16 protein-coding genes are annotated in these 19,884 nt (G+C 70.3%); 3 read left to right on the top strand and 13 right to left on the bottom strand.

Annotated features, from left to right (window positions below; genetic code table 11):
• Positions 1–26: 26 nt before the first annotated feature.
• The 3 genes from AWU67_RS16295 to AWU67_RS17070 form a co-directional block, all read right to left on the bottom strand.
• Positions 27–1,316, bottom strand: coding sequence for an alanine racemase (locus tag AWU67_RS16295; RefSeq protein WP_067231529.1), 1,290 nt, complete (start codon positions 1,314–1,316; stop codon positions 27–29).
• The gene (locus AWU67_RS16290; RefSeq protein ID WP_067231525.1) at positions 1,313–1,921 is read right to left on the bottom strand and encodes a bifunctional 4-hydroxy-2-oxoglutarate aldolase/2-dehydro-3-deoxy-phosphogluconate aldolase; all 609 of its coding nucleotides are present in this window, start codon (positions 1,919–1,921) and stop codon (positions 1,313–1,315) included. The genes AWU67_RS16295 and AWU67_RS16290 overlap by 4 nt, the downstream gene beginning before the upstream one ends.
• Before the next feature lie 76 nt (positions 1,922–1,997).
• Positions 1,998–4,751, bottom strand: coding sequence for a PfkB family carbohydrate kinase (locus AWU67_RS17070; protein WP_082717090.1), 2,754 nt, complete (start codon positions 4,749–4,751; stop codon positions 1,998–2,000).
• Between the two features lie 119 nt (positions 4,752–4,870).
• Between AWU67_RS17070 and AWU67_RS16280 the strand changes: the two genes are divergently transcribed.
• Positions 4,871–5,605, top strand: a complete 735-nt coding sequence (locus tag AWU67_RS16280) for an IclR family transcriptional regulator (RefSeq protein WP_067231522.1) — start codon at positions 4,871–4,873, stop codon at positions 5,603–5,605.
• A gap of 71 nt (positions 5,606–5,676) precedes the next feature.
• Positions 5,677–6,063, top strand: a complete 387-nt coding sequence (locus AWU67_RS16275) for a RidA family protein (RefSeq protein ID WP_067231519.1) — start codon at positions 5,677–5,679, stop codon at positions 6,061–6,063.
• Between the two features lie 108 nt (positions 6,064–6,171).
• On the opposite strand, the gene AWU67_RS16270 is transcribed toward AWU67_RS16275, so the two are convergent.
• From AWU67_RS16270 to AWU67_RS16260, 3 genes are all read right to left on the bottom strand, one after another.
• Complete coding sequence (locus AWU67_RS16270; protein ID WP_067231515.1) at positions 6,172–7,128, bottom strand: SDR family NAD(P)-dependent oxidoreductase; 957 nt, start codon at positions 7,126–7,128, stop codon at positions 6,172–6,174.
• On the bottom strand, positions 7,125–7,445 hold the full coding sequence (locus AWU67_RS16265) for a chorismate mutase (protein ID WP_067231512.1): 321 nt from the start codon (positions 7,443–7,445) through the stop codon (positions 7,125–7,127). Before AWU67_RS16265 ends, AWU67_RS16270 begins: the two co-directional genes overlap by 4 nt.
• A 64-nt stretch (positions 7,446–7,509) precedes the next feature.
• Positions 7,510–8,472, bottom strand: a complete 963-nt coding sequence (locus tag AWU67_RS16260) for a DMT family transporter (RefSeq protein WP_067231509.1) — start codon at positions 8,470–8,472, stop codon at positions 7,510–7,512.
• A 344-nt stretch (positions 8,473–8,816) separates the two neighbouring features.
• On the opposite strand from AWU67_RS16260, the gene AWU67_RS16255 reads away from it, so the two are divergent.
• Positions 8,817–9,557, top strand: coding sequence for a sulfite exporter TauE/SafE family protein (locus tag AWU67_RS16255; RefSeq protein ID WP_067231506.1), 741 nt, complete (start codon positions 8,817–8,819; stop codon positions 9,555–9,557).
• A 107-nt stretch (positions 9,558–9,664) separates the two neighbouring features.
• Here the strand turns inward: AWU67_RS16255 and AWU67_RS16250 are convergent, their stop codons facing one another.
• From AWU67_RS16250 to AWU67_RS16215, 7 genes are all read right to left on the bottom strand, one after another.
• Positions 9,665–10,951 carry an adenylosuccinate synthase gene (locus AWU67_RS16250; RefSeq protein ID WP_067231503.1) on the bottom strand — a complete coding sequence of 429 codons (1,287 nt, stop codon included), beginning with the start codon at positions 10,949–10,951 and terminating at the stop codon, positions 9,665–9,667.
• Positions 10,952–10,957: 6 nt separating this feature from the next.
• Positions 10,958–11,470 carry a DUF3151 family protein gene (locus AWU67_RS16245; protein WP_082717088.1) on the bottom strand — a complete coding sequence of 171 codons (513 nt, stop codon included), beginning with the start codon at positions 11,468–11,470 and terminating at the stop codon, positions 10,958–10,960.
• Between the two features lie 61 nt (positions 11,471–11,531).
• A complete protein-coding gene (locus AWU67_RS16240) occupies positions 11,532–12,635 on the bottom strand; it encodes a magnesium and cobalt transport protein CorA (RefSeq protein WP_067231500.1) in 1,104 nt (367 codons plus the stop codon).
• Between the two features lie 209 nt (positions 12,636–12,844).
• Entirely contained in the window at positions 12,845–15,883 is a 3,039-nt protein-coding gene (locus AWU67_RS16235; RefSeq protein ID WP_160329779.1) for a M66 family metalloprotease, read from the bottom strand.
• A 347-nt stretch (positions 15,884–16,230) separates the two neighbouring features.
• The gene (locus AWU67_RS16225; RefSeq protein WP_067231490.1) at positions 16,231–16,827 is read right to left on the bottom strand and encodes a TetR/AcrR family transcriptional regulator; all 597 of its coding nucleotides are present in this window, start codon (positions 16,825–16,827) and stop codon (positions 16,231–16,233) included.
• A gap of 33 nt (positions 16,828–16,860) precedes the next feature.
• Positions 16,861–18,951, bottom strand: coding sequence for a YhgE/Pip domain-containing protein (locus AWU67_RS16220; RefSeq protein ID WP_067231487.1), 2,091 nt, complete (start codon positions 18,949–18,951; stop codon positions 16,861–16,863).
• Positions 18,951–19,751, bottom strand: a complete 801-nt coding sequence (locus AWU67_RS16215) for an ATP-binding cassette domain-containing protein (RefSeq protein ID WP_160329778.1) — start codon at positions 19,749–19,751, stop codon at positions 18,951–18,953. Before AWU67_RS16215 ends, AWU67_RS16220 begins: the two co-directional genes overlap by 1 nt.
• Between the last annotated feature and the right edge of the window lie 133 nt (positions 19,752–19,884).

The following is a 19,884-nucleotide window of genomic DNA, read 5'->3' as shown; positions in this document are numbered from 1 at the left end:
ACTGTCGTGCGTCGGGAGCTGGGCTGCTACAGGTAGGTGCGCACCACGTCGACGATGGTATCGTCCGCGTCGACGAGCGGGATGCTCCGCCACTTGTCGAAGGCGGTGCACGGGTGTGAAATGCCGAAGCAGACGAGGTCACCGGGGCGAAGGGCAACCCCCTCGGGTAGTTTCAGGTAGCCGTGGTGGTCATCGAGCGCGGTGATCACGGCGCCGTGCAGCGGCTCGTTCGCCGATGCGGCCACAGAGCCCGTCGCATCCGCCCGCCTCACCTGCAGCGGAACGGGCAGCCCGGAATCGTAGGGGGCATCGCGTTTGCCCATGCCGACCAGCGCAAGCCCGGCCTCCGGGGCGGAGAGTACCTGCGCCCACACCTCGAGCGCCCCGCTGAGGCTGCCCTCGGCTGGAATCCGGTTGAACGCGGTCTTGCCGACGTAGGTGCCGTGGTCGTGGCTGATGTACGCGCCGCTGCGCAGGATCACCCGGACGCCGGGCAGCACGCCGCGAGCCCAGTCGAGTGAGAGCTCGCTGCCCACCTGGTCGAAGTAGGCGCTGCCGCCGGCCGTGACGATCGCGTCCGCGGGAAGCTGGCCCGCCGCAGCGAGCTGCTCCACCAAGTCGCGCACATCGGCGAAGTAGGCCTGCACGGCCTCGACGGAGTGCAGGCCCCCCTCGTAGGAGGAGACGCCGACGAGCCGGATGCCGGGCGTCGCCGTAACGAGCTCGGAGAGTTCACGCCCCTCCTCGACGCTGCGCACGCCGGTGCGTCCCCCGGGGAAACCGAGGTCGATGAGCACCGGGAAGCCTGCGTGGGCCGTGCCGTCCAGCCCGTGTGCGACACCGGCCGCCGCCGCGGCACGCACGCCGGCGGCGGAGTCGACGAAGCAGACGAACTCAAAGCCGGGGTCGGCGGCCAGCTCGGCCGCGATCCAGCCGAGCGCCGTCGTGTCGAGCACCTCGTTGGCCAGCAGCACCCGGGCGACGCCGGCACGCCGGGCAATCAGGAGCTGTGCCGGCGTGGCCACCGTGATGCCCCAGGCACCGGCATCGATCTGCCGCTGCCACAGCTGCGGCGCCATCGACGTCTTGCCGTGCGGGGCGAAGAGCAGTTCATGCCGTTCGCAGAATGTAGCGAGGGCGTCGAGGTTGTGCGCGAGCGCCTCCTCGCGCAGCACCATCACCGGCCAGGAGCAGCTGCCACCGAAGAGTGCTGGCCGGCCGGCCAGATAGGCGTCCAGGGCGGTGCCCGGCTCAGCCTCGGGGCGCCAGATGCCCTTGTCCGCCCAGCTCGGCGCGATGTCGAGGAAGTGACTCATGAGCGCGGCTCCGCGAGGATCTCCGCGAGCAGGTCGACCTGGCTGGGGTCGGCGAGGGCCGAGCCGACGGCGACGGTCGAGACGCCGGCCGCGAGGAAGGCGCGGGCGTTGCCGGCATCCATACCCCCGGTGGCCACGAACCGGATGTTCGGGAACGGCCCGCGCATCGTGGTGAACCAGCTCGTGCCGAGCACCGAGGCCGGGAACGCCTTGACCCAGGTGAAGCCGAGCTCGACCGCCTGCTGGATCTCGGTGGCGGTGGCGATGCCGGGCAGGTGCGGCACGTCGAGCCGGGTGCTCGCCTCTGCAACGGCGCGGGACAGTCCGGGGGCGACGGTGAACGCGGCGCCGAGGCGCTTGCTCACCTCCACCTGCTCCACCGTCACGATGGTGCCGGAGCCGACCAGCTTGCCGCGCTCGGCGCCGGCGCGGATGACGGCCTCGAGGCTGGGCACGGCATCCGGCGTCTGGATCGGCACCTCGACCAGGTCGATGCCGAGGTCCCAGGCGCGGTGCGCAAGGGCGACAGCCGCATCCGGGGCCATGTTGCGGAAGATGGCCATGATCGGGGATCCGTCGAGCAGGGTGTCGATGTCGTGCGCCATGGGTGGCCTCGTTTCTGGGTGGTGGTCTGAGCGGTGGTGAGTTCGGGCGGTGGTGGGTATTGGCGGCTGGTCGGCGCTACACGCGGGCGGGCTCGGCGGCGGGCAGCCGGAGCGCCGGCCAGAGCTCGTCGGGGGTCTCTGCGAGCGCGTACAGGGCGTCCCGCGGCGGCAGCTCGACGATGTCGCTGATCGCACCGAGCGTGTAGCCGGCCATCACGTGGCCGAGGCGCAGCGCGGTCGCGGTGTCGGCTCCGCGCAGCCAGGCGGCGAGGTAGCCGGCCGCGAAGGCATCGCCCGCGCCGACCGCCTCCACCACGTCGACCCGCAGCGCGGGCACATAGGTGGCCCCGCTCGCGTCGAACTGGGTGGCGCCGAACTCGGCATCTTTCACCACGAGCTCCGCGGCATCCGGGATCAGCGCGCGCACGCTGGCGGCGTCGGTGGTTCCCCACAGTGTCTCGGCCTCGTCGCGGCCGACGATGACGATGTCGGCGGCCCGGGAGAGCTCGAGCAGGCGCGGCGCAGCCTCGGCGACGCTCCACAGTGTCGGGCGGTAGTTGACGTCGAAGCTGACGGTGGCCGCGGAGGTCGCGCGCTGCACGATGACGTGCTGCAGCAGGGCGTCGCAGCTGGCCGAGAGGGCGGCGGTGATGCCGGAGACGTGCACGAGGCGGCGACGCTCCAAGGCGAGGCCAGCCAGGTCGGCGGGGGCGAGCGCCGAGGCCGCGGATCCCTTGCGGTAGTAGTGGACCCGGCTGGAGCCCGAGCCCTGGTCCTTGAAGTAGAGCCCGGTGGGCCGGCCGTCGTCGATGGCGACTCGGCGGGTGTCGACGCCGCGCTCCCGCAGTTCGGCGAGGATGCGCTCGGCGAGCGGGTCGGCGCCGAGGCGGCTGAACCATTCGGCGTTCACGCCCAGGCGGGCAAGGCCCGCGGCCACGTTGGACTCTGCACCACCGATATGCACGGCGACGGATGCCGTCTGCGCCAGCGGCTCACCGAGTTCCGGCACGAGCATCACCATGGTCTCGCCGATGCATAGGGCCTCCGGCTCTGCGCCTTCGTCGGTCGCCGTCAGGTCGGTCACGGGTGTCTCCTCGTTGGTTTCCGTTGGTCGAGTAGCTGCCACTTGAGTAGCGAGGGTGGGTGAGCTCGCACCGCGCCCGCGGATGGCGCGGCCGGGCAGGTCGGTGGTGCGACGGCCGTCCAGCAGCGTCGGCACCCCATTCACGAACACGTGCGGGATGCCGGTTGGCGGCAGGGTCGGCTCGCCGTAGCTGGCCGAGGAGCCGACGGCATCCGGGTCGAAGACCACCAGGTCGGCCCAGTGGCCGACGGCGACGACGCCGCGGTCGACGAGACCGAGGCGGGCGGCGGGGCGCGACGTGGCGTGCAGCACCGCCTGCTCGAGGCTGAGCAGTCCGCGGTCGCGGGCGAAGTGGCCGAGCCAGAGCGGGAACGAGCCCCAGCCGCGCGGGTGCGGCTTCTCGCCGACGAGGATGCCGTCGGTGCCGACCGTGTGTGCTGCGTGCAGCATCACCGCCTCCATGTTCTCGGCGTTGCCGACCGCCATCAGGCAGCCGGGCCCGAGCCTGTCGGCGATGAGCAGGTCGGCGAACAGCTCACCGGGGGACGTGCCTCGCTCCGCAGCGAGGTCTGCGATGGTGCGACCGACTGCCCAGGCGTTGGCCGGGTCGGCCACGGCGGAGATTGAGATCGTCTGCCAGTCGACGGGCACGCCGTGCTGGCCGTCGGAGCCGGTGACCTCGAGCTCGTGCAGGATGCGGGCGCGCGCGGCGGGGTCGGCGAGCAGTGCCAGCGTGACCGCTGCCCCTTCTGACTGCGCCCAGCCGGGCAGCATCGACGAGAGGTAGGTGGCGCTGGAGAGGTAGGGGTAGGCGTCGAGCGTCACGTCGCCGCCGGCGGCGATGGCCGCGTCGATGGCGGCGAGCACCTCGGGCGCGCGGCCCGCGTTCAGCGGAAAGTTCACGTGGCAGTGCGCCAGATGCAGCGGCACCCCCGCCCGCACGGCCAGCGCGAGGCAGTCCGCGTAACCCTGCACGACCTCCGCACCGTAGTTGCGGTGGTGCGGGCAGTAGTAGCCGCCGTGCGCGCGCACCGCCCCGAGCGCGTGCTCGAGCTCGGCATCGCTCGCGTACATGCCCGGTGCGTAGGTCAGGCCCGTCGACATCCCGACGGCGCCGTCGCGCATGCCTTGATCGACATATGCGCGGATTCGCTCGAGCTGCTCTGGGCTGGCGGATGCCGCATCCATGCCCATCACGTTCATCCGTGCCGTGCCGTGCGGCACCAGCACGGCCACGTTCGTCGCGGTTCCGCTGTCGACGCGGGCGAGGTAGTCGGCGACGCTGCGCCAGGAGTAGTCGATCTCGGGGGCGCCGTTCCAGCCGGCGATCTGGGCGCGGGTCGACGCCATGGTTGCGTCGGTGACCGGTGAGTAGCCGAGTCCGTCCTGGCCGACGACCTCGAGGGTGACGCCCTGCTGCACCTTGGCGAGGTGCTGTGGGTCGGCGAGCACGGCGAGGTCGGAGTGGGCGTGCATGTCGATGAAGCCGGGGGCCACGACAAGGCCCGTCACGTCAAGGATGCGCGTCTGGGTTTCGACAGGCTCAACCAGCGAAGCTGTTTCGACAGGCTCCTCCGGCACCGGAGTCCCGCTGATTGAGCCTGTCGAAATCCCGACCGCGGCGTCCGGCAACCGCGGCACGATCGCGCTGATGCGCCCCGCGCTGATGTGCACGTCAGCGAAGAAGCGGGCGCCGCCCTGGCCGTCGATCACCTCGCCGCCGCACAGCATCCAGTCGGGCACCATTCCTCGGTTTCTCGGCGCTCGGCCGGTCGTTGCCATCTCAACCCACTCTCGGCCAGGTGTGCAAATACTGCAATACGTTGTGCAAGAATGGGTGCGAGTCCACTCTAGGGGAGATCGCCGTGTCACAGACAATCCAGCGGGCCACCGAGCTCATCGAGCTCCTCGCCACCGGCCCGCGCAGCTTGAACGACGTCGCGAGCCATTTCGAGGTGCACCGCACCACGGTGTTCCGCCAGCTGCAGACGCTCGAGCGCGCCGGCTTCGTCGTGCACCGCGCCGACGGCCAGTACGCCATCGGCACCCGCATCATCGCGATCGCCCAACAGGCGCTCGACAACTTCGACCTGCGCCGCATCGCCCACGACGAGCTGCGCGCCCTACAGCGCCGCGTCGGCACCACCGTGCACCTGGCCCAGCTGTTCGAGCGCAGCGTCATCTACATCGATAAGGTCGAGGGCGACTCCAGCGTGCGCATGTACTCCCGCATCGGCCTCCCCGTGCTGCCACAGGCGACCGGGGTCGGCAAGGTGATCCTGGCGCAGCTGCCGACCGCCCGCCGCGACGAGCTGCTCGCCGACACAGAGTGGACCGCGTTCACCGAGAACACACACACCTCCCGCGCCAGCCTCGACTTCGAGCTCGCCGACATCGCCGCGCACGGCTGGGGTGTCGACGACAGCGAGTTCGAGGACTTCATGAACTGCATCGCCGCGCCCATCACGAACTCCACCGGAACCGTTTTCGGCGCGCTGTCGATCAGCTCCATCAAGGTGGTCAACGACCTCACCGCGCTGAAGCAGCACCTGCCCGATCTGCTCGCCACGACCGACCGGATCAGCCGCCAGCTGGGCTGAGATCGGCCGGATGACGGCAGTCGCGGCATCCGCCCCCATACTGGAAAAACCCCACACCGTAAGGAACTCTTATGATCAAGCAGGCCATCACCATCCCGAACGCCCCGAAGCCGGCCGGCCCCTACAGCCACGGCGTCGTCGCCAACGGCTTCCTGTTCACCGCCGGTTTCGGCCCGCAGGACCCGGCGACCGGCGAGGTGGTGCCCGGCGGCGTCGCCGAGCAGACCGCCCAGGTGCTGCGCAACATCCAGGCCGTGCTGAACGAGGTCGGCGCCACGATGGACGACGTCGTGAAGACCACCGCGCACCTGCAGCACCTGCACCGCGACTTCGCCGAGTACAACGTGGCCTACGCCGGATTCTTCAGCGAGCCCTACCCGGTGCGCACGACGGTCGGCAGCGACCTCGCCAACATCCTGGTCGAGATCGACGTCGTCGTGGCGCTGCCGACGGCCTAGCGACCCACGCGGCGCTTCGGCACGCGTTCTTCACCTCCGCAGGCGCGAAAACGCGTGCCGGCACAAGAACGCGTGCCGGCACGCGTTTTTGCGCCGGCGGAGCGTCGACTAGAGGGTGAAGCGGGCCCCGCTGAGATGCTCGGACTCGGCCCACACCCGGGCCGCGATCGCGCGGTCGGTGCTGGTGGCGGTCGGGTGCTGCAGCGCCGGCTCGCCCTTGGTCAGGAAGCGCGGGCCCCAGTACTGGCCGCCGTGCGCCTGCGGGTCGGCGACGGCGCGCACGATCGGCCACGCGCCGCGGTCCTTGCCCTGCGCCATGGGCGCCTGCAGGTTGTCCACGAAGCGCTTGAGCGCTCGGGGCTCGTTGACGCCGGGCACGCGTGGCGAGCGGCCGCCGATCGAGTAGCCCGGGTGGGCGACGAGCGCGCTGGCCCGGGCGTCCTCGCCAATTCCGGAGGCGCCGGCCGCGGCGGCGAGCCGGCGGTCCAGCTCGAAGCCGAACACCTGCATCGCGATCTTGGACTGCGCGTACGCCCGCCACGGGTTGTAACCGCCGGCCAGCTGCAGGTCGGTGAGCGGCGAGTCCATCAGCCGCGAGATCATCGAGCCCAGCGCGACGACCCGACTCCCCGGCGTCTGCTGCAGCACCGGCATCAGCTGCGCCGTCAGCGCGAAGTGGCCGAGGTAGTTGGTGGCCAGCACCAGCTCGTGGCCGTCGATGCTGAGCTGCGCGGTGCGTGGCGGGTGCACGATTCCGGCGTTGAGCACGAGGGCGTCGATGCGGTCGAGCTCGGCCAGGCGGGCGGATGCCGCAGCAACAGAGTCGAGGGAGGAGACGTCGAGCGGCACCGTGCTCAGCGTCGCACCGGGAACCCGCACGCGGATCGCGCGCGCCGCGGCATCCGCTCGCTCGGCGTTGCGGCAGGCCAGCACGACGTGCGCGCCGGCGCGGGCGAGCTGCTCGCTGGCAAAGTAACCGAGGCCGGCGTTGGCGCCGGTCACGACGACGGTCTTGCCCCGCTGCGAAGGGAGTTCGCTCGGGTTCCAGCTGCCGGCTGCCGTCATTCTGTCTCGGCGGAGCCGTTGGCCCCGGCGATCTCCTCGTGGTGCTGGATCACCTCGGCGACGACGAAGTTGAACCACTTCTCGGCGAAAGCGGGGTCGAGGTGGGACTCCTCGGCGAGGGCGCGCAGCCGCGCGATCTGGCGGCGCTCACGATCGGGGTCGGTGGGCGGCAGACCGTGATCGGCCTTCAGCCGACCGACGCGCTGGGTGTACTTGAAGCGCTCGGCGAGCATGTGGATGAGCGCGGCATCGATGTTGTCGATGCTCATGCGGATGCCGTTGAGTTCTTCGCGCGCCTCGCGCTCGTCTGCTGCCATGCATCGACCTTATCGCCCGCGGTTGTGCCGGGCGTTCGCGACCGCCCGGCGACGGCCGGCCGCGCTACGCGGAAGCGGGTGCAGTCTGCACCCGACGGCCGAAGCGCAGCCGGCGCTGGGCGAGCAGGATGCCGAGCAGCACGCAGGCGGCGCCGAGCGGCTCGTGCCAGCCGAAGCGCTCCCCCAGGATCAGCACGCCGAGCAGCACGCCGACGACCGGTGTGACGTAGGTGACCGTCGACGCGTTCGTCGGGCCCCAGGCGCGCAGCACGTTGATGTTCCAGATGTAGGCGAGGCCGGTGCCGAGGGCGCCGAGCGCGAGCAGGCTGAGCACGATGGGCCAGTTCAGGGCGACCGGATGCCAGGCCAGCACCGGGGTGAGGAGCAGCATGATCACGCCGCCGATGCCGATGTTCAGGAACGCGAAGGTGGCGCCGGCGATCGGCCGCGCGCTCAGGAACTTGCGGGTGTAGCCGAAGGTGAAGCCGTAGCAGGTGGCCGCGCCGATGCAGGCGAGCTGCCCCCAGAGCGAACCGGTCAGGGCGGTGTACTGCCAGGGCGCGATGATCACGATGACGCCCAGGATGCCGACGGCGATGCCCGTGATCTGGCCGCGGTCGAGCTTCTCGACCCGGAACGCGAGGGTGGCCATCAGCGCCGTCATGATGGGCGTGACGGCGTTGTAGATGCTGGCCAGGCTCGACGAGACGTACTGCTCGGCCCAGGCGAAGAGCAAGTGCGGCACCACGCATCCGGTGATCGCGATCACCGTGAAGTGCAGCCAGACGATCTTCTCGCGCGGCAGCACGGGTCCACCGGCCACTCGCGGCTGGGTGGCCAAAACGATCAGGCCGAGCGTGAGGCCGCCGAGCACCAGCCGCGACCAGGCGATCTGGCCGAAGCTCACCCCGTCGAGGGCGACCTTCATGAACAGGAAGCTGGAGCCCCAGATCGCGCCCATCGCGAGGAATTGCAGCGTGATCGACACCGGGCTGTAGCTTCGGTTCTGTGCCGGTGCGTTGGTCATTCCACGACGTTACCGCCGCTCGGAGCCCGCGCGGGGCGCCGGAGAGCGCGCTGTCCGAAACACGCCGAACATTGGCCGAGATGCGCGGGCGGCGAGTGCTTGGCCGAGTAGCCGCTCAGCGGATGCCACGGGCGACACGCCGAGGCATTGGCCCGAAACGGCGCCGATCGGCCGGCGCATCCGCAGACCGGCTACGCGCGCAGCGGCTGCAGCGGGAGGAAGCGGCCGTGGATGGTCTCAAGGCGGGGGCGCACTGCGGTCCGGCTCAAAGCATTGCGCAGCCGGATGCCGCGGCGGCAAACGGCGGGCACTGACCGCCCCTTACGCCGCACTACGCTGGGACGATGTTCGCGCTGGTCGTCGTCTCTGTTCTGCTCGGCGCCTTCGCCCAACGCATCACCGGCATGGGCTTCGCGCTTGTGGTCTCCCCCATGCTCGTGATCCTGCTCGGGCCGTTCGACGGCGTGCTCATCGTGAACCTCTGCGGGGTGCTCTCCTCGCTGCTGATCATCCCCCGGGTCTGGAAGCACATCGAGTGGCGCACCTTTGTCTGGCTCGCGGTGCCCGCCCTGCTGGCGATCGTTCCCGGATCGCTGCTCGCGGCAACGCTCGGCGGCCCCCAGCTGCAGCTCGGTGTCGGCCTCCTCGTGATCGCCGCGCTCACCGTCTCGCTCGTCGTCACCCGCACCGAGCACACGATCCCCCGCCGCCCGGCCGCGATAGTCGCCGGGGCGGCATCCGGGTTCATGAACACCGCCGCCGGCGTCGGCGGCCCGGCCCTCAGCGTCTACGCGGTGTTGACCCGTTGGCCGCAGGCGCAGTTCGCGGCGACGCTGCAGCCCTATTTCGTGGTGATCGGCTCGGCTTCGCTGCTGACCAAGTTCGTCTTCTCAGGCGGGGCACTCCCCCAATTGGAAGCCAGCAGTTGGCTGTTCGTCGTGCTGGCACTGCTGGCCGGGCTCGGCCTCGGCGAGCTGCTTCATACCCGCATCAGCCACCGCGCTGCCCGCACCGCCGTGATCTGGATCGCCTACCTCGGCGGCACCGCGGCCGTCGTCGACGGCGCGCTCGAGCTGCTCGGCTGACCGGCGCGGGCTGCCCCGGCGCACCACGGCCGCGGGCTTGTTAAGCGACGGATGCCGGTGCCTCCCGTGAAACGGGCGGCACCGGCATCCGGTGAATCAGGCTCGACCTAGTCGATCAGATCGTGACGCACGATGATCTCGTCGCGGCCGGGGCCGACGCCGATGACCGACATGCGCGAGCCGCTGATCGCCTCGATGGCGAGCACGTAGTCCTGCGCGTTCTTGGGCAGGTCCTCGAATGTGCGCGCGCCCGTGATGTCCTCGGTCCAGCCGGGGAACTCCTCGTAGATCGGGGTGGCGTGGTGGAAGTCCGACTGCGACACGGGCACCTCGTCGTGGCGCACGCCGTCGACGTCGTAGGCGACGCAGACCGGGATGGTCTCCAGACCGGTGAGCACGTCGAGCTTGGTGAGCACGAAGTCGGTGACACCGTTGATGCGCGCCGTGTAGCGGGCGATCGGGGCGTCGTACCAGCCACAGCGGCGCGGGCGACCGGTGGTGGTGCCGAACTCGAAGCCGTTGGAGCGCAGGAACTCGCCGGACTCGTCGAACAGCTCGGTCGGGAACGGGCCGGCGCCGACGCGGGTCGTGTACGCCTTGACGACGGCGATCACGCGGTCGATCTTGTTCGGTGCGATGCCAGAGCCGGTGACGGCGCCGCCGGAGGTTGCGTTCGACGAGGTGACGAACGGGTAGGTGCCGTGGTCGACATCCAGCATCGTGGCCTGGCCGCCCTCGAACAGCACGGTCTTGCCGGCCTCGAGCGCCTGGTGCAGCGTGAGCGCGGTGTCGTCGACCATCGGGCGCAGGCGCTCGGCGTAGCTGAGCAGCTCGTCAACGATCTCATCGACCGAAATGGCGCGACGGTTGTAGACCTTGACCAGCAGGTGATTCTTCTGGTCGAGGGCGCCCTCGACCTTCTGCCGCAGGATGTTCTCGTCGAAGAGGTCCTGGATGCGGATGCCGACGCGGTTGATCTTGTCGGCGTAGCTCGGGCCGATGCCGCGACCGGTGGTGCCGATCTGGCGCTTGCCGAGGAAGCGCTCGGTGACCTTGTCGAGCGTGCGGTGGTACTGGGTGATGACGTGCGCGTTGGCGCTCACCTTGAGCTTGGAGACGTCGACGCCGCGCGACTCGAGGGCGTCGAGCTCCTCGAACAGCACCTCGATGTCGACGACAACACCGTTGGAGATGACGGGCGTGACGTTGGGGGTCAGGATGCCGGAGGGCAGCAGGTGCAGCGCATACTTCTCGCTGCCGACGACCACCGTGTGTCCGGCGTTGTTCCCGCCGTTGAACTTGACGACGTAGTCGACGCGCGAGCCGAGCAGGTCGGTCGCCTTGCCCTTGCCCTCGTCGCCCCATTGGGCGCCGATCAAAACGATTGCTGGCATGTGTTGCTAGTCCTCTCCTCGGATGACAAAGGCTTCAGTGGGCGGCTGCGCTGCCGCGAGCATCTCGGGTGTGATCACCGGCAAGAGCTGGGTGGTGGTGTACTTCATCTCGATGCGCTGCACGGCCTCTGGATCGACGCCCTGCAGGAAGTCACCCAGGCGGTCGGCCTCGTCGTGTGCGCCGATGGCGCTGGCCGCGCGGCGCAGCGCGTAGGCGGCGCGCAGGGCGCCGCGGTTGGAGCGATGCGACCACGAGACGGCGTCGCCGGGGTGCCAGCCGGCGGCCGCGAGGGCGTCGAGTCCGCGCGCGTGGGCGACGGAGGCATAGGCGTAGGCGTCGAGCAGGCGCCCATCGGCGTGGGCGATGTCCGAGAGCTCGGCCCAGACCAAAGGGGATTCCGGATGCTGGAGGGCGAGGTCCGCGACCTCGTCACGATTCGCTGAAGCGAGCGCCTCACGCACAGCGGGCGCGTCGGGCAGTTCTGTCTCGGCAGGGCCGAGCGAGTTGTCGCCAGTCACACTCCACCTTATCGCGCCCAGCTCCAACACCCGGTTAAGGAGTCTCGGATGGGCGCGGGCGCTACATCCACTTCTTGCGCTTGAAGGTGAGGTAGAGCGCCGCAGCGAACGCGATCATGCCACCGACGGCGAGCGGGTAGCCGAAGGCCCAGTGCAGCTCGGGCATATTGTCGAAGTTCATGCCGTAGACGGCGGCGATCAGGGTCGGGGCGAACAGGATCGCCGCCCAGCCCGAGATCTTCTTCATGTCTTCGTTCTGCCGCTGGGAGACCAGCGTCGCGTTCACGTTCAAGATCTGCGAGAGCGAATCGCGCAGCTCGGAGACGCGCCCATCGACCAGCGTCAGATGATCGGCCACATCCTGCAGGTACGTCTGCAGCGCGTCGGGGATCCCGTAGCGGTCGAAGCCCTTCCGCAGCGCCGCCACCACATCCACCAGAGAGGATGTCGCGTGCCGCAGGTCGATGACCTCCTGGCTCAGCCGGTAGATGCGTTCGGCGACGGCGGCGTCGCCGCTGAACACCTGCCGCTCGATCTGCTCCTGGTCGATCGCGAGGCCGCGCAGCACCGGGGTGTAGCCGTCGACGATCACGTCAAGCAACCGGTAGACGACCGCCTCCGGCCCGAGCCCAAGCAGCTCCGCGTCGTCGAGCAGCGTGTGATCGGCAGTCTCGGCGTTGCGCGGCAGCGTGGCGTCATCCGAGCCGTCGACCCATCGGCCGTCCTGGCAGAGCACCGCCACCGAGTTCGGGCGCACGAGCACATGGAACTCGGAGAAGTCGACCTCTTCGGCCTCATCCACGTAGCGCGCCGACCGCACCACGAGGAAGAGCACGTCGCCGTAGCGTTCCAGTTTGGGCCGCTGGCCGGCGACCTGCAGGTCTTCGACGAGCACCGGGTGCAGGCCCCAGGCGTTGGCCAGTTCCGCGATGTCGTCGACCGTTGGAGCGGGGAACAGGCAGAGCGCGATGCGCCCGGGCGCCTCCTGGGAGAACCGCAGCGCGTCAGCGATCGACGTGTGCGGCGGCGCGCTGGTCAACCGGCCGTCCACGACGTAGGTGGTGCGCCGCGTCGTGCCCGGTGCGGCGGGGGGCTGGCCGGCGCTGCCGCGGCGGAACAACCCGGCCCGTCGCGGGGATGATCCGTCGTGCTGTCGCTGAGACATCTCGCTTGCTTTCGTTGTGGCGGCCAAGAGGCTTCCCCGCCAGACTACGCGTCGCCCGCCCGCCGCCATCCCGCCCCGGCCCGCCGCCCGCCCGCCGCCCGCCCGCCGCCCGCCCGCCGCCCAGGTCCGTTGAGAGCGGTCAAATGGCCACCTGGAGGCCCGGAAAGCGGCCATTTGACCGCTCTCAACGGAATTTGGGGGGCGGGGGGTCAGGCTGCGTCGAGGTTTAAGCCGGCGAGCACCAGCAGGGTCGCGGGGCTCACGGTGAGCAGCACCGGGTTGGCGCTCTGCGCGAGCCCCTTCCAGATCTGGTTGCTGCCGCCGGTGCGGCCCCACATGCCGGGCTGGCGCGTTGAGCGGTTGAGGTCGAGGTAAGACGACGTCGCGCTCTTCAGGTGGCCGTCGGACTCCTGCGCCCAGACCTGCGCGGCGTTCGTCGGCGAGCAGGCGGTCATCCGCACCGGGGTGCCGGCCTCGACGCAGAGGTCGGGCCGCGCCTCACTGTGGATGGCTCCGCGGGCATCAAGCACCCAGCGCTGTGTCGGCGCATCGGAACAGGCGCTCTTCAGCGCATCGACGCTCACCCGCAGCGTGCCACCGTCGAGGGTGAGGCACAGCCCGTTGTCGACGGTCACGTTGCCGCCGCGCGGCAGGGCGACGCGGCCGCCTTCGCTCAGCCCGTTCGCGGCGAGCAGCGCGGCGAGTTCGGCGGTGACTGCCGCGTCGCCGGCGCCCAGCGCATCACGGTGCGCCGCCACGAAGTCGTCGACGGCCTGCCCCGCAGCGACGGAGGCACTCCAGCGCTCCAGCACGGCGCGGGCGGCGGGGCTCAGACCGCTCAGGTCGTCCTTCCAGCTGTCGTACGCCAGGCGCATGTCGCTGCTGAGAACGGGCACGGCCGTGTTCGCGATGCCGAGCAGTGCGGTGTCGAGCTCGGCGACCTCCACGGCGCGCAGCGCCTCGTAGCCGGCGTCGCCGCCGATGGTCACAGCTGGGCGCATCGGCGGCAGGTCGGTGGCGATGCTGATGCTGTTGCCGAGCTGGGTGGTGACCCCGGCTGCGCGGCAGAAGAGCTCGGCGCCGGTGGGCTTGGCGGCATCCGCCACGTTGATGTTGAACTGCTTGATGCCGTCCCGCGCGTCGAGTGTGGTGTGCTCGACGCGGCCGTCCTGGTAGCTCACGCTCATCCAGCAGCTCCGCGCGGCATCGGTCGACGTCGGATCGCTCTGCGGCAGCGCGAAGACGTTGCCGTAGTTGCTGCGGAAGGCGGGGTAGAGCACGGTCTGCGCGGGATTCTGCGGGTTGTAGCCGCCCAGCAGCGTGAAGACCGGGACCCCGACCTCGGCCGGTTTGGCCGCGGTGAACTTCGGGTCGGCTGCCTTCGCGTCGACGGCGGTGCCGGTTCGGGCGTTCCAGCTGCGATAGCCGCTGGGGAACGCCGTGTCTGGCACCGGCTTGACGAGCGCCTTCTGGATGACGTTCGCACTGTAGCCGGTGTGCAGGGTGTACCGGCTCAGCGTGCTGCTGTTCTCTCCACCCGACATGGCGTCGCGGTGGTAGTTGTACTGGCCGGCGTAGTTCTGCGTGAGGTAGGCGCCGTTCGCCTCGGTGCCGGCCGGAGAGAAGGCCCGGTTCGCCACAAGGTTGGAGCGCATCCTGTCGCGGTAGGCGATGTAGCCCCAGCCGCTCTCGCTGTGGTGCACGGCGTTCAGGACCTTCGCGTCGCCTGCGGCCGCTGCGTTCCAGCCCGGGTAGTGGCCGAGGCCGTAGGAGTGCCCGAGTTCGTGGCTCAGCTCATTGCCGGCCGAGCTGAACAGGGTGGCCATGCCGTTGCCGCCGCTCAGGCCGTGGCATTCGGTGCGCGGGTCGGCGTCGACGCTCTTGTACAGGCCGCAGGCGTGGTGGATGATCCGTTCGTTGAAGGTGCTCGGCTGCGACTGGTTCATCAGCGAACTCGTAATGCCGAAGTTCGCCAGGTTGATGCCGGTGCTCACCTGCGCCTTGCCAACGTTCTCACGCATGTCACCGTCGTACGCGCCGGCGTTGGTGGAGTCGCTGGCGCCCGGGGCCTCGTAGATCTTGCCGGATGCGACGATCACCTTGTCGAGCCGCACCGGCTCGTAGACGGCGAGGTGCAGCTTCGCGACGGGGATCGTCTGGAAGTAGTCGGCCGCGGCCTTCTCTGGCTCGTTGAACATGTAGTGGTCGTTCGACGACGGGTAGTCGGTGAGCATGCCGAGCTCGATGGAGCTGATCACAATCTCCGTCGGCGCGGCGAACTCGATCTGGTCCGCCGCGAGCAGGCCGCGCGCGGGTGCGGTCGCATCGGCGCCGTCCTCCCTGCCCGCGCTGAAGCGGAGCTCGAGGCCGGGTTTCATCCAGTTCCAGGGCAGCTCGACGGTGAACGCCTTGAGCGTGTAGACGACATCCTCGCGGCCGTTCTGGGCGGCCATGTCGGCGCGCGGGATGAGGGTGGGCTCGGCCATCGGCAGCTCACCGAGCTGGACGCCGGCCACACTGGCCGTCACACGCACGGTGTCACCCGCCGGGAGTGCGGTGAGCGGCGAGAACAGCAGCAAGGCTGAACGCTCGGCGACCAGTGTCGGCATCGACCTGACGGTGTTGCCCCGGGGGTCGATCGTGTGGGTCTGCGCGAACTCCACCTGCCCGGCCAGCGCACCTGTGAGGTCGTTGCGCAGTGCGCGCTCCGCACCGGTGGCGGTCGTGTCATGGAAGCCGAGGGCGTTGAGTGCGGGGGCGGCCGGCTTGGGCGGCTTCGGCTGGGCGGGCGGCGTGGGAGTCGGCGTCGGGCTCGGCTCCGGCGTCGCGGACGGTTTCGGGCTCGGCTCCGGCGTCGCGGACGGTTTCGGGTCTGGTTCCGGCAGCGGCGCGGGGTCCGGAGCCGCGGACGGTTCGGGGCTCGGTTCGGGCTCCGGCTTCGTAGACGGCTCCGGGCTCGGTTGGGGCTCTGGCTTCGCGGACGGTTCTGGAGCCGGCGTTGCCGACGGCTCCGGCAGCGGCGCCGGGCTGGCCGTGGCGGTCGGCTGGGGTTTCGGCGTCTTGTCCGGTTTCCCGGTCGGCCGGGGCTTCGGCGCGGCCAACCCGGAAACGGGTCGCTCAGTGCCACCGGTCGCGGGCTTCTGCGGGTTGCCGGCCGACGGAACCGGCTTCGCACTGTCGTGCTTCTGCGCGGCCGTTTGCTGCGGCGCCGCACTTGCGGAACGCGTCGAGGAAGACTCCGCTTCCACGGTGCCCTGCTGCGGCGCGGCTAGCCCGGCACAGGCGGCGAGACTCACGCAGACCGAGACGGCGAGCCCCAGGAGCAGTGCGTGTTTCGGCGTGCGAACAGAAGAATGCCGCGGCATGTGAGCCCCCCAATGAGCCGACGCCGAATCAAGCCTGCGCGCGACCGTGCGTGCGGACTGGGCGCCATCGAAGGACTATCGGCCGAGAAGGCCAGATTGTGAGAGCCGCGGCGCATAAGTCGCCGTGTGACGCTGGCCCGGGGTTTCGACAGGCTCAACCAGCGGGACGGGGCTCAACCAGCGGGACGGGGCTCAACCAGCGGGGCGGGACTCAACCAGCGGGAAGGGGCTCAGCGTGGGGCGAATGCACCGCTCAGCGAGGCGAGGATCGCCGCGGCGACCTCGTCGCGGCTGCGCTCCGGCTCGAACACGAGCCATTCCAGGCCCGACATCAGCACGGCGCCGAACACACTGGCGGCCATGATCGTGCTGGTCCCGGATGCCGGGGCAGCGGCATCCGGGGCCACCGCGCCGGCGCCGGCCTCCTCGATGGCCTCGGCGAAGACGGCAAGCGCCTCGTGCCGCAGCGCGAACAGCGTCTTCTGCCAAGCCCGATCGGTGCGGAAGATCTCGCTCGCCATCAGCTTGGCCAGCGCGGCGTTCGCGGCGATCCGGTCGAGCAGGGCGCCCACGAGCGCCTCGATGGCCTCCCAGCCGACGAGTGTGCCGCGGGCCGCCCGCAGGTTCTCGGCGAGCGCGCCGACGCCCTCTTCGAGCAGCGCCTCGAACAGCTGATCCTTCGAGCTGAAGTTGTAGTACAGGCTGCCCTTGGCCACGCCGGCGCGTTCGGCGACGTCATCCATCGTGGTGCCGGTGATGCCCCTGGTCGCCGCCAGCTCGAGGGCCGCGTCGAGAATGGCGCGTTTCGTTCCGCTGGAGCGAACCATGGGGCATCAACCGTTCTGTAACTGGGGGTCGGGCTAGATCGAGAGCTCGGGGTGCAGACGGGCAACCGTCCACATCCGCTGCTTCCCGGCGCTCCAGGCGCTGATCGCCAGCGAGCCGACGAGCGTGCCGGCAAGCACGAGCACCGAAATCCACAGTCTAGAGTCCACACCGCCGGTGATCAGCTCGCGCAGCCCGCTGACCACATAGGAGGCCGGCATCCACGGGTGCAGCGCCTGGAAGAACGCCGGTGTCGTCTCGACCGGGTAGGTGCCGCCAGAAGAGGTGAGCATCAGCATGAGCAGCACCAAGCTCACCACGCGGCCGGCCGCCGTGCCGAGCAGGATGATGAACATCTGCTGCAGCGCGAGGAAGGCGAGCGTGACCAGGAACATGAATGCCGAGGTGGCCAACCAGTACTGCGGCTGCAGCCCGATGCCGTAGACGAGCACCAGCACCATGATCACGACCTGGCCGGCACCGATCGCCACGGCGGGCAGGAAGCCCGTCATGACGGCGCGGATGCCGCTGGCTCCGGCCGCGAGGGCACGGGCGGGCAGCGCCCGCAGGATCAACCAGGTGATGAGCGCGCCGACGAAGGTGGCCAGGGCGATGAAGAACGGGGCGAATCCCTCGCCGAAGCCCTCCGACTTGTTCTGCCAGCTCTCGTCGAGAGCGACGGGGTCGGAGAGAACGGTGGCCTTCGCATCGACATCGGTCGAGGTCATCGCGGGGATGGCGTCGCCGCCCTCGCCGAGCTTCTGTGCCAGCTCCTGGCTGCCGTCGGCGAGCTTGCCCGCGCCCTCCTCGAGTGCGGTGCCGCCCTCGACGAGCTGTCCGCTGCCGTCGACCAGGGTGCCGGTTCCGGCGCTCAGTGTGGCTGCGCCGTCGGCGAGGGTGGCGGCACCGGATGCCGCGGTGGAGACACCGTCGGCCAACTGCTGCGCCCCGGCCGAGAGCTGTGCTGCACCGTCGGCGAGCTGGGCGGCGCCGGGGGCTCCGGCGCTCAGCTTGCTGGAGAGCTCGCCGACACCGGCGGTGAACTGCGCGCTCAGCCCGGCGTAGCCCTGCACCTGAGTTGCGGCGCCGGCGCTCTGTGTGCCGAGCTCGGCCGCACCGGCCTGCAGCTTCTGCAGGCTGGGCAGGAATGCGGTGGCCGGGGTGCCGGCCGGGGCGGCCTGCATGGCGGCGACGAGCTGGTCGATGCCGCCGGAGACCTGTCCGGCGCCCGCGGCGAGTGCCGCCGTGCCACCGGCGATGGTCTCGGCGCCCGCGGTGAGCTGCTGCGACTTGTCAGAGAGTGTTGCCGCTCCGTCGGCCGCCGCCTGCATGCCGCCGGAGAGGCTGTTGGCGCCGGCGACGAGGTCGCCGGACTTCGCGGCCAGGGTTCCGGCCCCGCTGTTGAGCGTGGCCAGGCCGCCGGAGAGGCTCGCGGCCCCGTCAGAGAGACGGCCGGCGCCGGCGTCCAGCGACACCGCGCCGTCGGCGAGCGAGCCGAGCCCGACGATCAGCGTGCCCGCGCCGTCACGCGCGGTGGTCAGGCCGTCGGCCAGCGTGGTGGCTCCGTCGGCGGCGCTGCGGATGCCGTCACCGGCGTCGTTCAGGCCGACCAGCAGCACGTTGGCTGCCTGCTCTCCGATCTCTGCCGACACGGCCGAGCGCAGCTGCGCCATCGCCGAGGTGCCGAGCGTCGAGGCGAGGAAGCTGTTGGCGTCGTTGTAGTCGACGGCCACGATGGCCGGCGTTGGGGTGTCTGTGCCGACCGAGATGGCGTTGGTCGAGAAGTCGGCCGGGATGGTGACCGAGAAGTAGTAGTCACCGTCGGCGACGCCGCTGTGGGCGTCTGCGGCATCCGTCACCTGCCAGCCGAGGTCGCCGCCGTCGAGCAGGTTGTCGACGACGTCGTTGCCGGCGGTGATCTTCTCACCGTCCTTCACGGCGCCGGTGTCCTCGTTGACGAGGGCGACCGGCAGGTTCTTCAACTCGTCGGTGGGGGCCCAGAAGGCCCAGAGGTAGAGGGCGCCGTAGATCAGCGGGATGAACAGCAGCACGGCGACGGCGATCTTCGGCATCACTCCCTTGCGGAAGCGCTTCAGTTCGGTGCCGGGTGAGAGAACGGCGAGCATCAGGCGAGCTCCTTCGTGAGTTCAGCGAGGCCGTCGACGTCGGCGGTCGGTGCGGTCTGGGCGGCGCGAGGGCCGGCGGGGGCGTTCGCGGCCAGGCGGAGCACCCGGGGCGCGATCCCCAGCTCGTGCCAGATCGCGTCGTCCGGTGCGGCGACGGATGCCACGACGGCGGTCGCCGGCCGGCCGGCCGTTCCCCGCTCGAACGAGTCGCGGCTGAGCGCGTCCAGGCGCGCCCAGAGGGCGGCGCGGGCGGCGGGCGACTGCAGCTGCTCGACCTGGTCGAAGAACAGGATGCGCGGGCCGGACATCAGTGCGAGGGAGACGCGCAGCAGTGCGGTCTGGGTCTCGTCGAGGTCCCAGACGAGGGAGTCCGCCGTGGGGATCGGGGTGGCGCCGGGCTGCCCAGGAGCGCCGAATACGGGCAGGCAGACGCGGCGCACGGTGGCGTCATCCGCCCGGGGAATGTTGCGCCACCAGGGCGAGAGCCACGCCTGGCGCTCGCGGATGGCGGCGCCGATCGTGACCGACTCCTCGAGAGCGTCGATGTCGTGGAAGCCGGCGATGGCCGTGGCCTTCTGCACGGCGCGGGCCTTGCGGGGCAGCTCGTGCCCGAGCACGGTGAGACTGCCGGTGCTCGGCTTCATGCGCCCGGCGAGGGTGAGCAGCAGGCTGGTGCGCCCACTGCCGGCCTCGCCGGTGATGATGGTGAGTCCGTCTGCGATCTCGCCGCTGAACGGTCCGTAGACCCGGCCGCGGCCCCCGTTGAGGGCGAGTTCTTTCGCCCGCACTATCGACTGCACGTCGATCCTTCCGATTGTTCGTGGTGCCAGAGAGTTTTTGTACTGACTAGTCAGTTTAAGCACGTGCGGGCGATTCACGCAAACGCCGTGCCTCAGTGCCCTGTGCAGCACGAAACCCGCTGCCTAGGATTGA

Origin of the sequence: Microterricola viridarii, from assembly GCF_001542775.1 — a bacterium.
Lineage (GTDB): Bacteria > Actinomycetota > Actinomycetes > Actinomycetales > Microbacteriaceae > Microterricola > Microterricola viridarii_A.
Note: the sequence above shows the minus strand (reverse complement) of the source record. Positions and strands in the feature narration are given on the sequence as shown.

Excerpts from the sequence above, each read along its gene's own strand:
- AWU67_RS16295 (WP_067231529.1), bottom strand. The coding sequence starts at position 1,316 with ATGAGTCACTTCCTCGACATCGCGCCGAGCTGGGCGGACAAGGGCATC.
- AWU67_RS16290 (WP_067231525.1), bottom strand. The coding sequence starts at position 1,921 with ATGGCGCACGACATCGACACCCTGCTCGACGGATCCCCGATCATGGCC.
- AWU67_RS17070 (WP_082717090.1), bottom strand. The coding sequence starts at position 4,751 with ATGGTGCCCGACTGGATGCTGTGCGGCGGCGAGGTGATCGACGGCCAG.
- AWU67_RS16275 (WP_067231519.1), top strand. The coding sequence starts at position 5,677 with ATGATCAAGCAGGCCATCACCATCCCGAACGCCCCGAAGCCGGCCGGC.
- AWU67_RS16270 (WP_067231515.1), bottom strand. The coding sequence starts at position 7,128 with ATGACGGCAGCCGGCAGCTGGAACCCGAGCGAACTCCCTTCGCAGCGG.
- AWU67_RS16265 (WP_067231512.1), bottom strand. The coding sequence starts at position 7,445 with ATGGCAGCAGACGAGCGCGAGGCGCGCGAAGAACTCAACGGCATCCGC.
- AWU67_RS16260 (WP_067231509.1), bottom strand. The coding sequence starts at position 8,472 with ATGACCAACGCACCGGCACAGAACCGAAGCTACAGCCCGGTGTCGATC.
- AWU67_RS16255 (WP_067231506.1), top strand. The coding sequence starts at position 8,817 with ATGTTCGCGCTGGTCGTCGTCTCTGTTCTGCTCGGCGCCTTCGCCCAA.
- AWU67_RS16250 (WP_067231503.1), bottom strand. The coding sequence starts at position 10,951 with ATGCCAGCAATCGTTTTGATCGGCGCCCAATGGGGCGACGAGGGCAAG.
- AWU67_RS16240 (WP_067231500.1), bottom strand. The coding sequence starts at position 12,635 with ATGTCTCAGCGACAGCACGACGGATCATCCCCGCGACGGGCCGGGTTG.
- AWU67_RS16225 (WP_067231490.1), bottom strand. The coding sequence starts at position 16,827 with ATGGTTCGCTCCAGCGGAACGAAACGCGCCATTCTCGACGCGGCCCTC.
- AWU67_RS16220 (WP_067231487.1), bottom strand. The coding sequence starts at position 18,951 with ATGCTCGCCGTTCTCTCACCCGGCACCGAACTGAAGCGCTTCCGCAAG.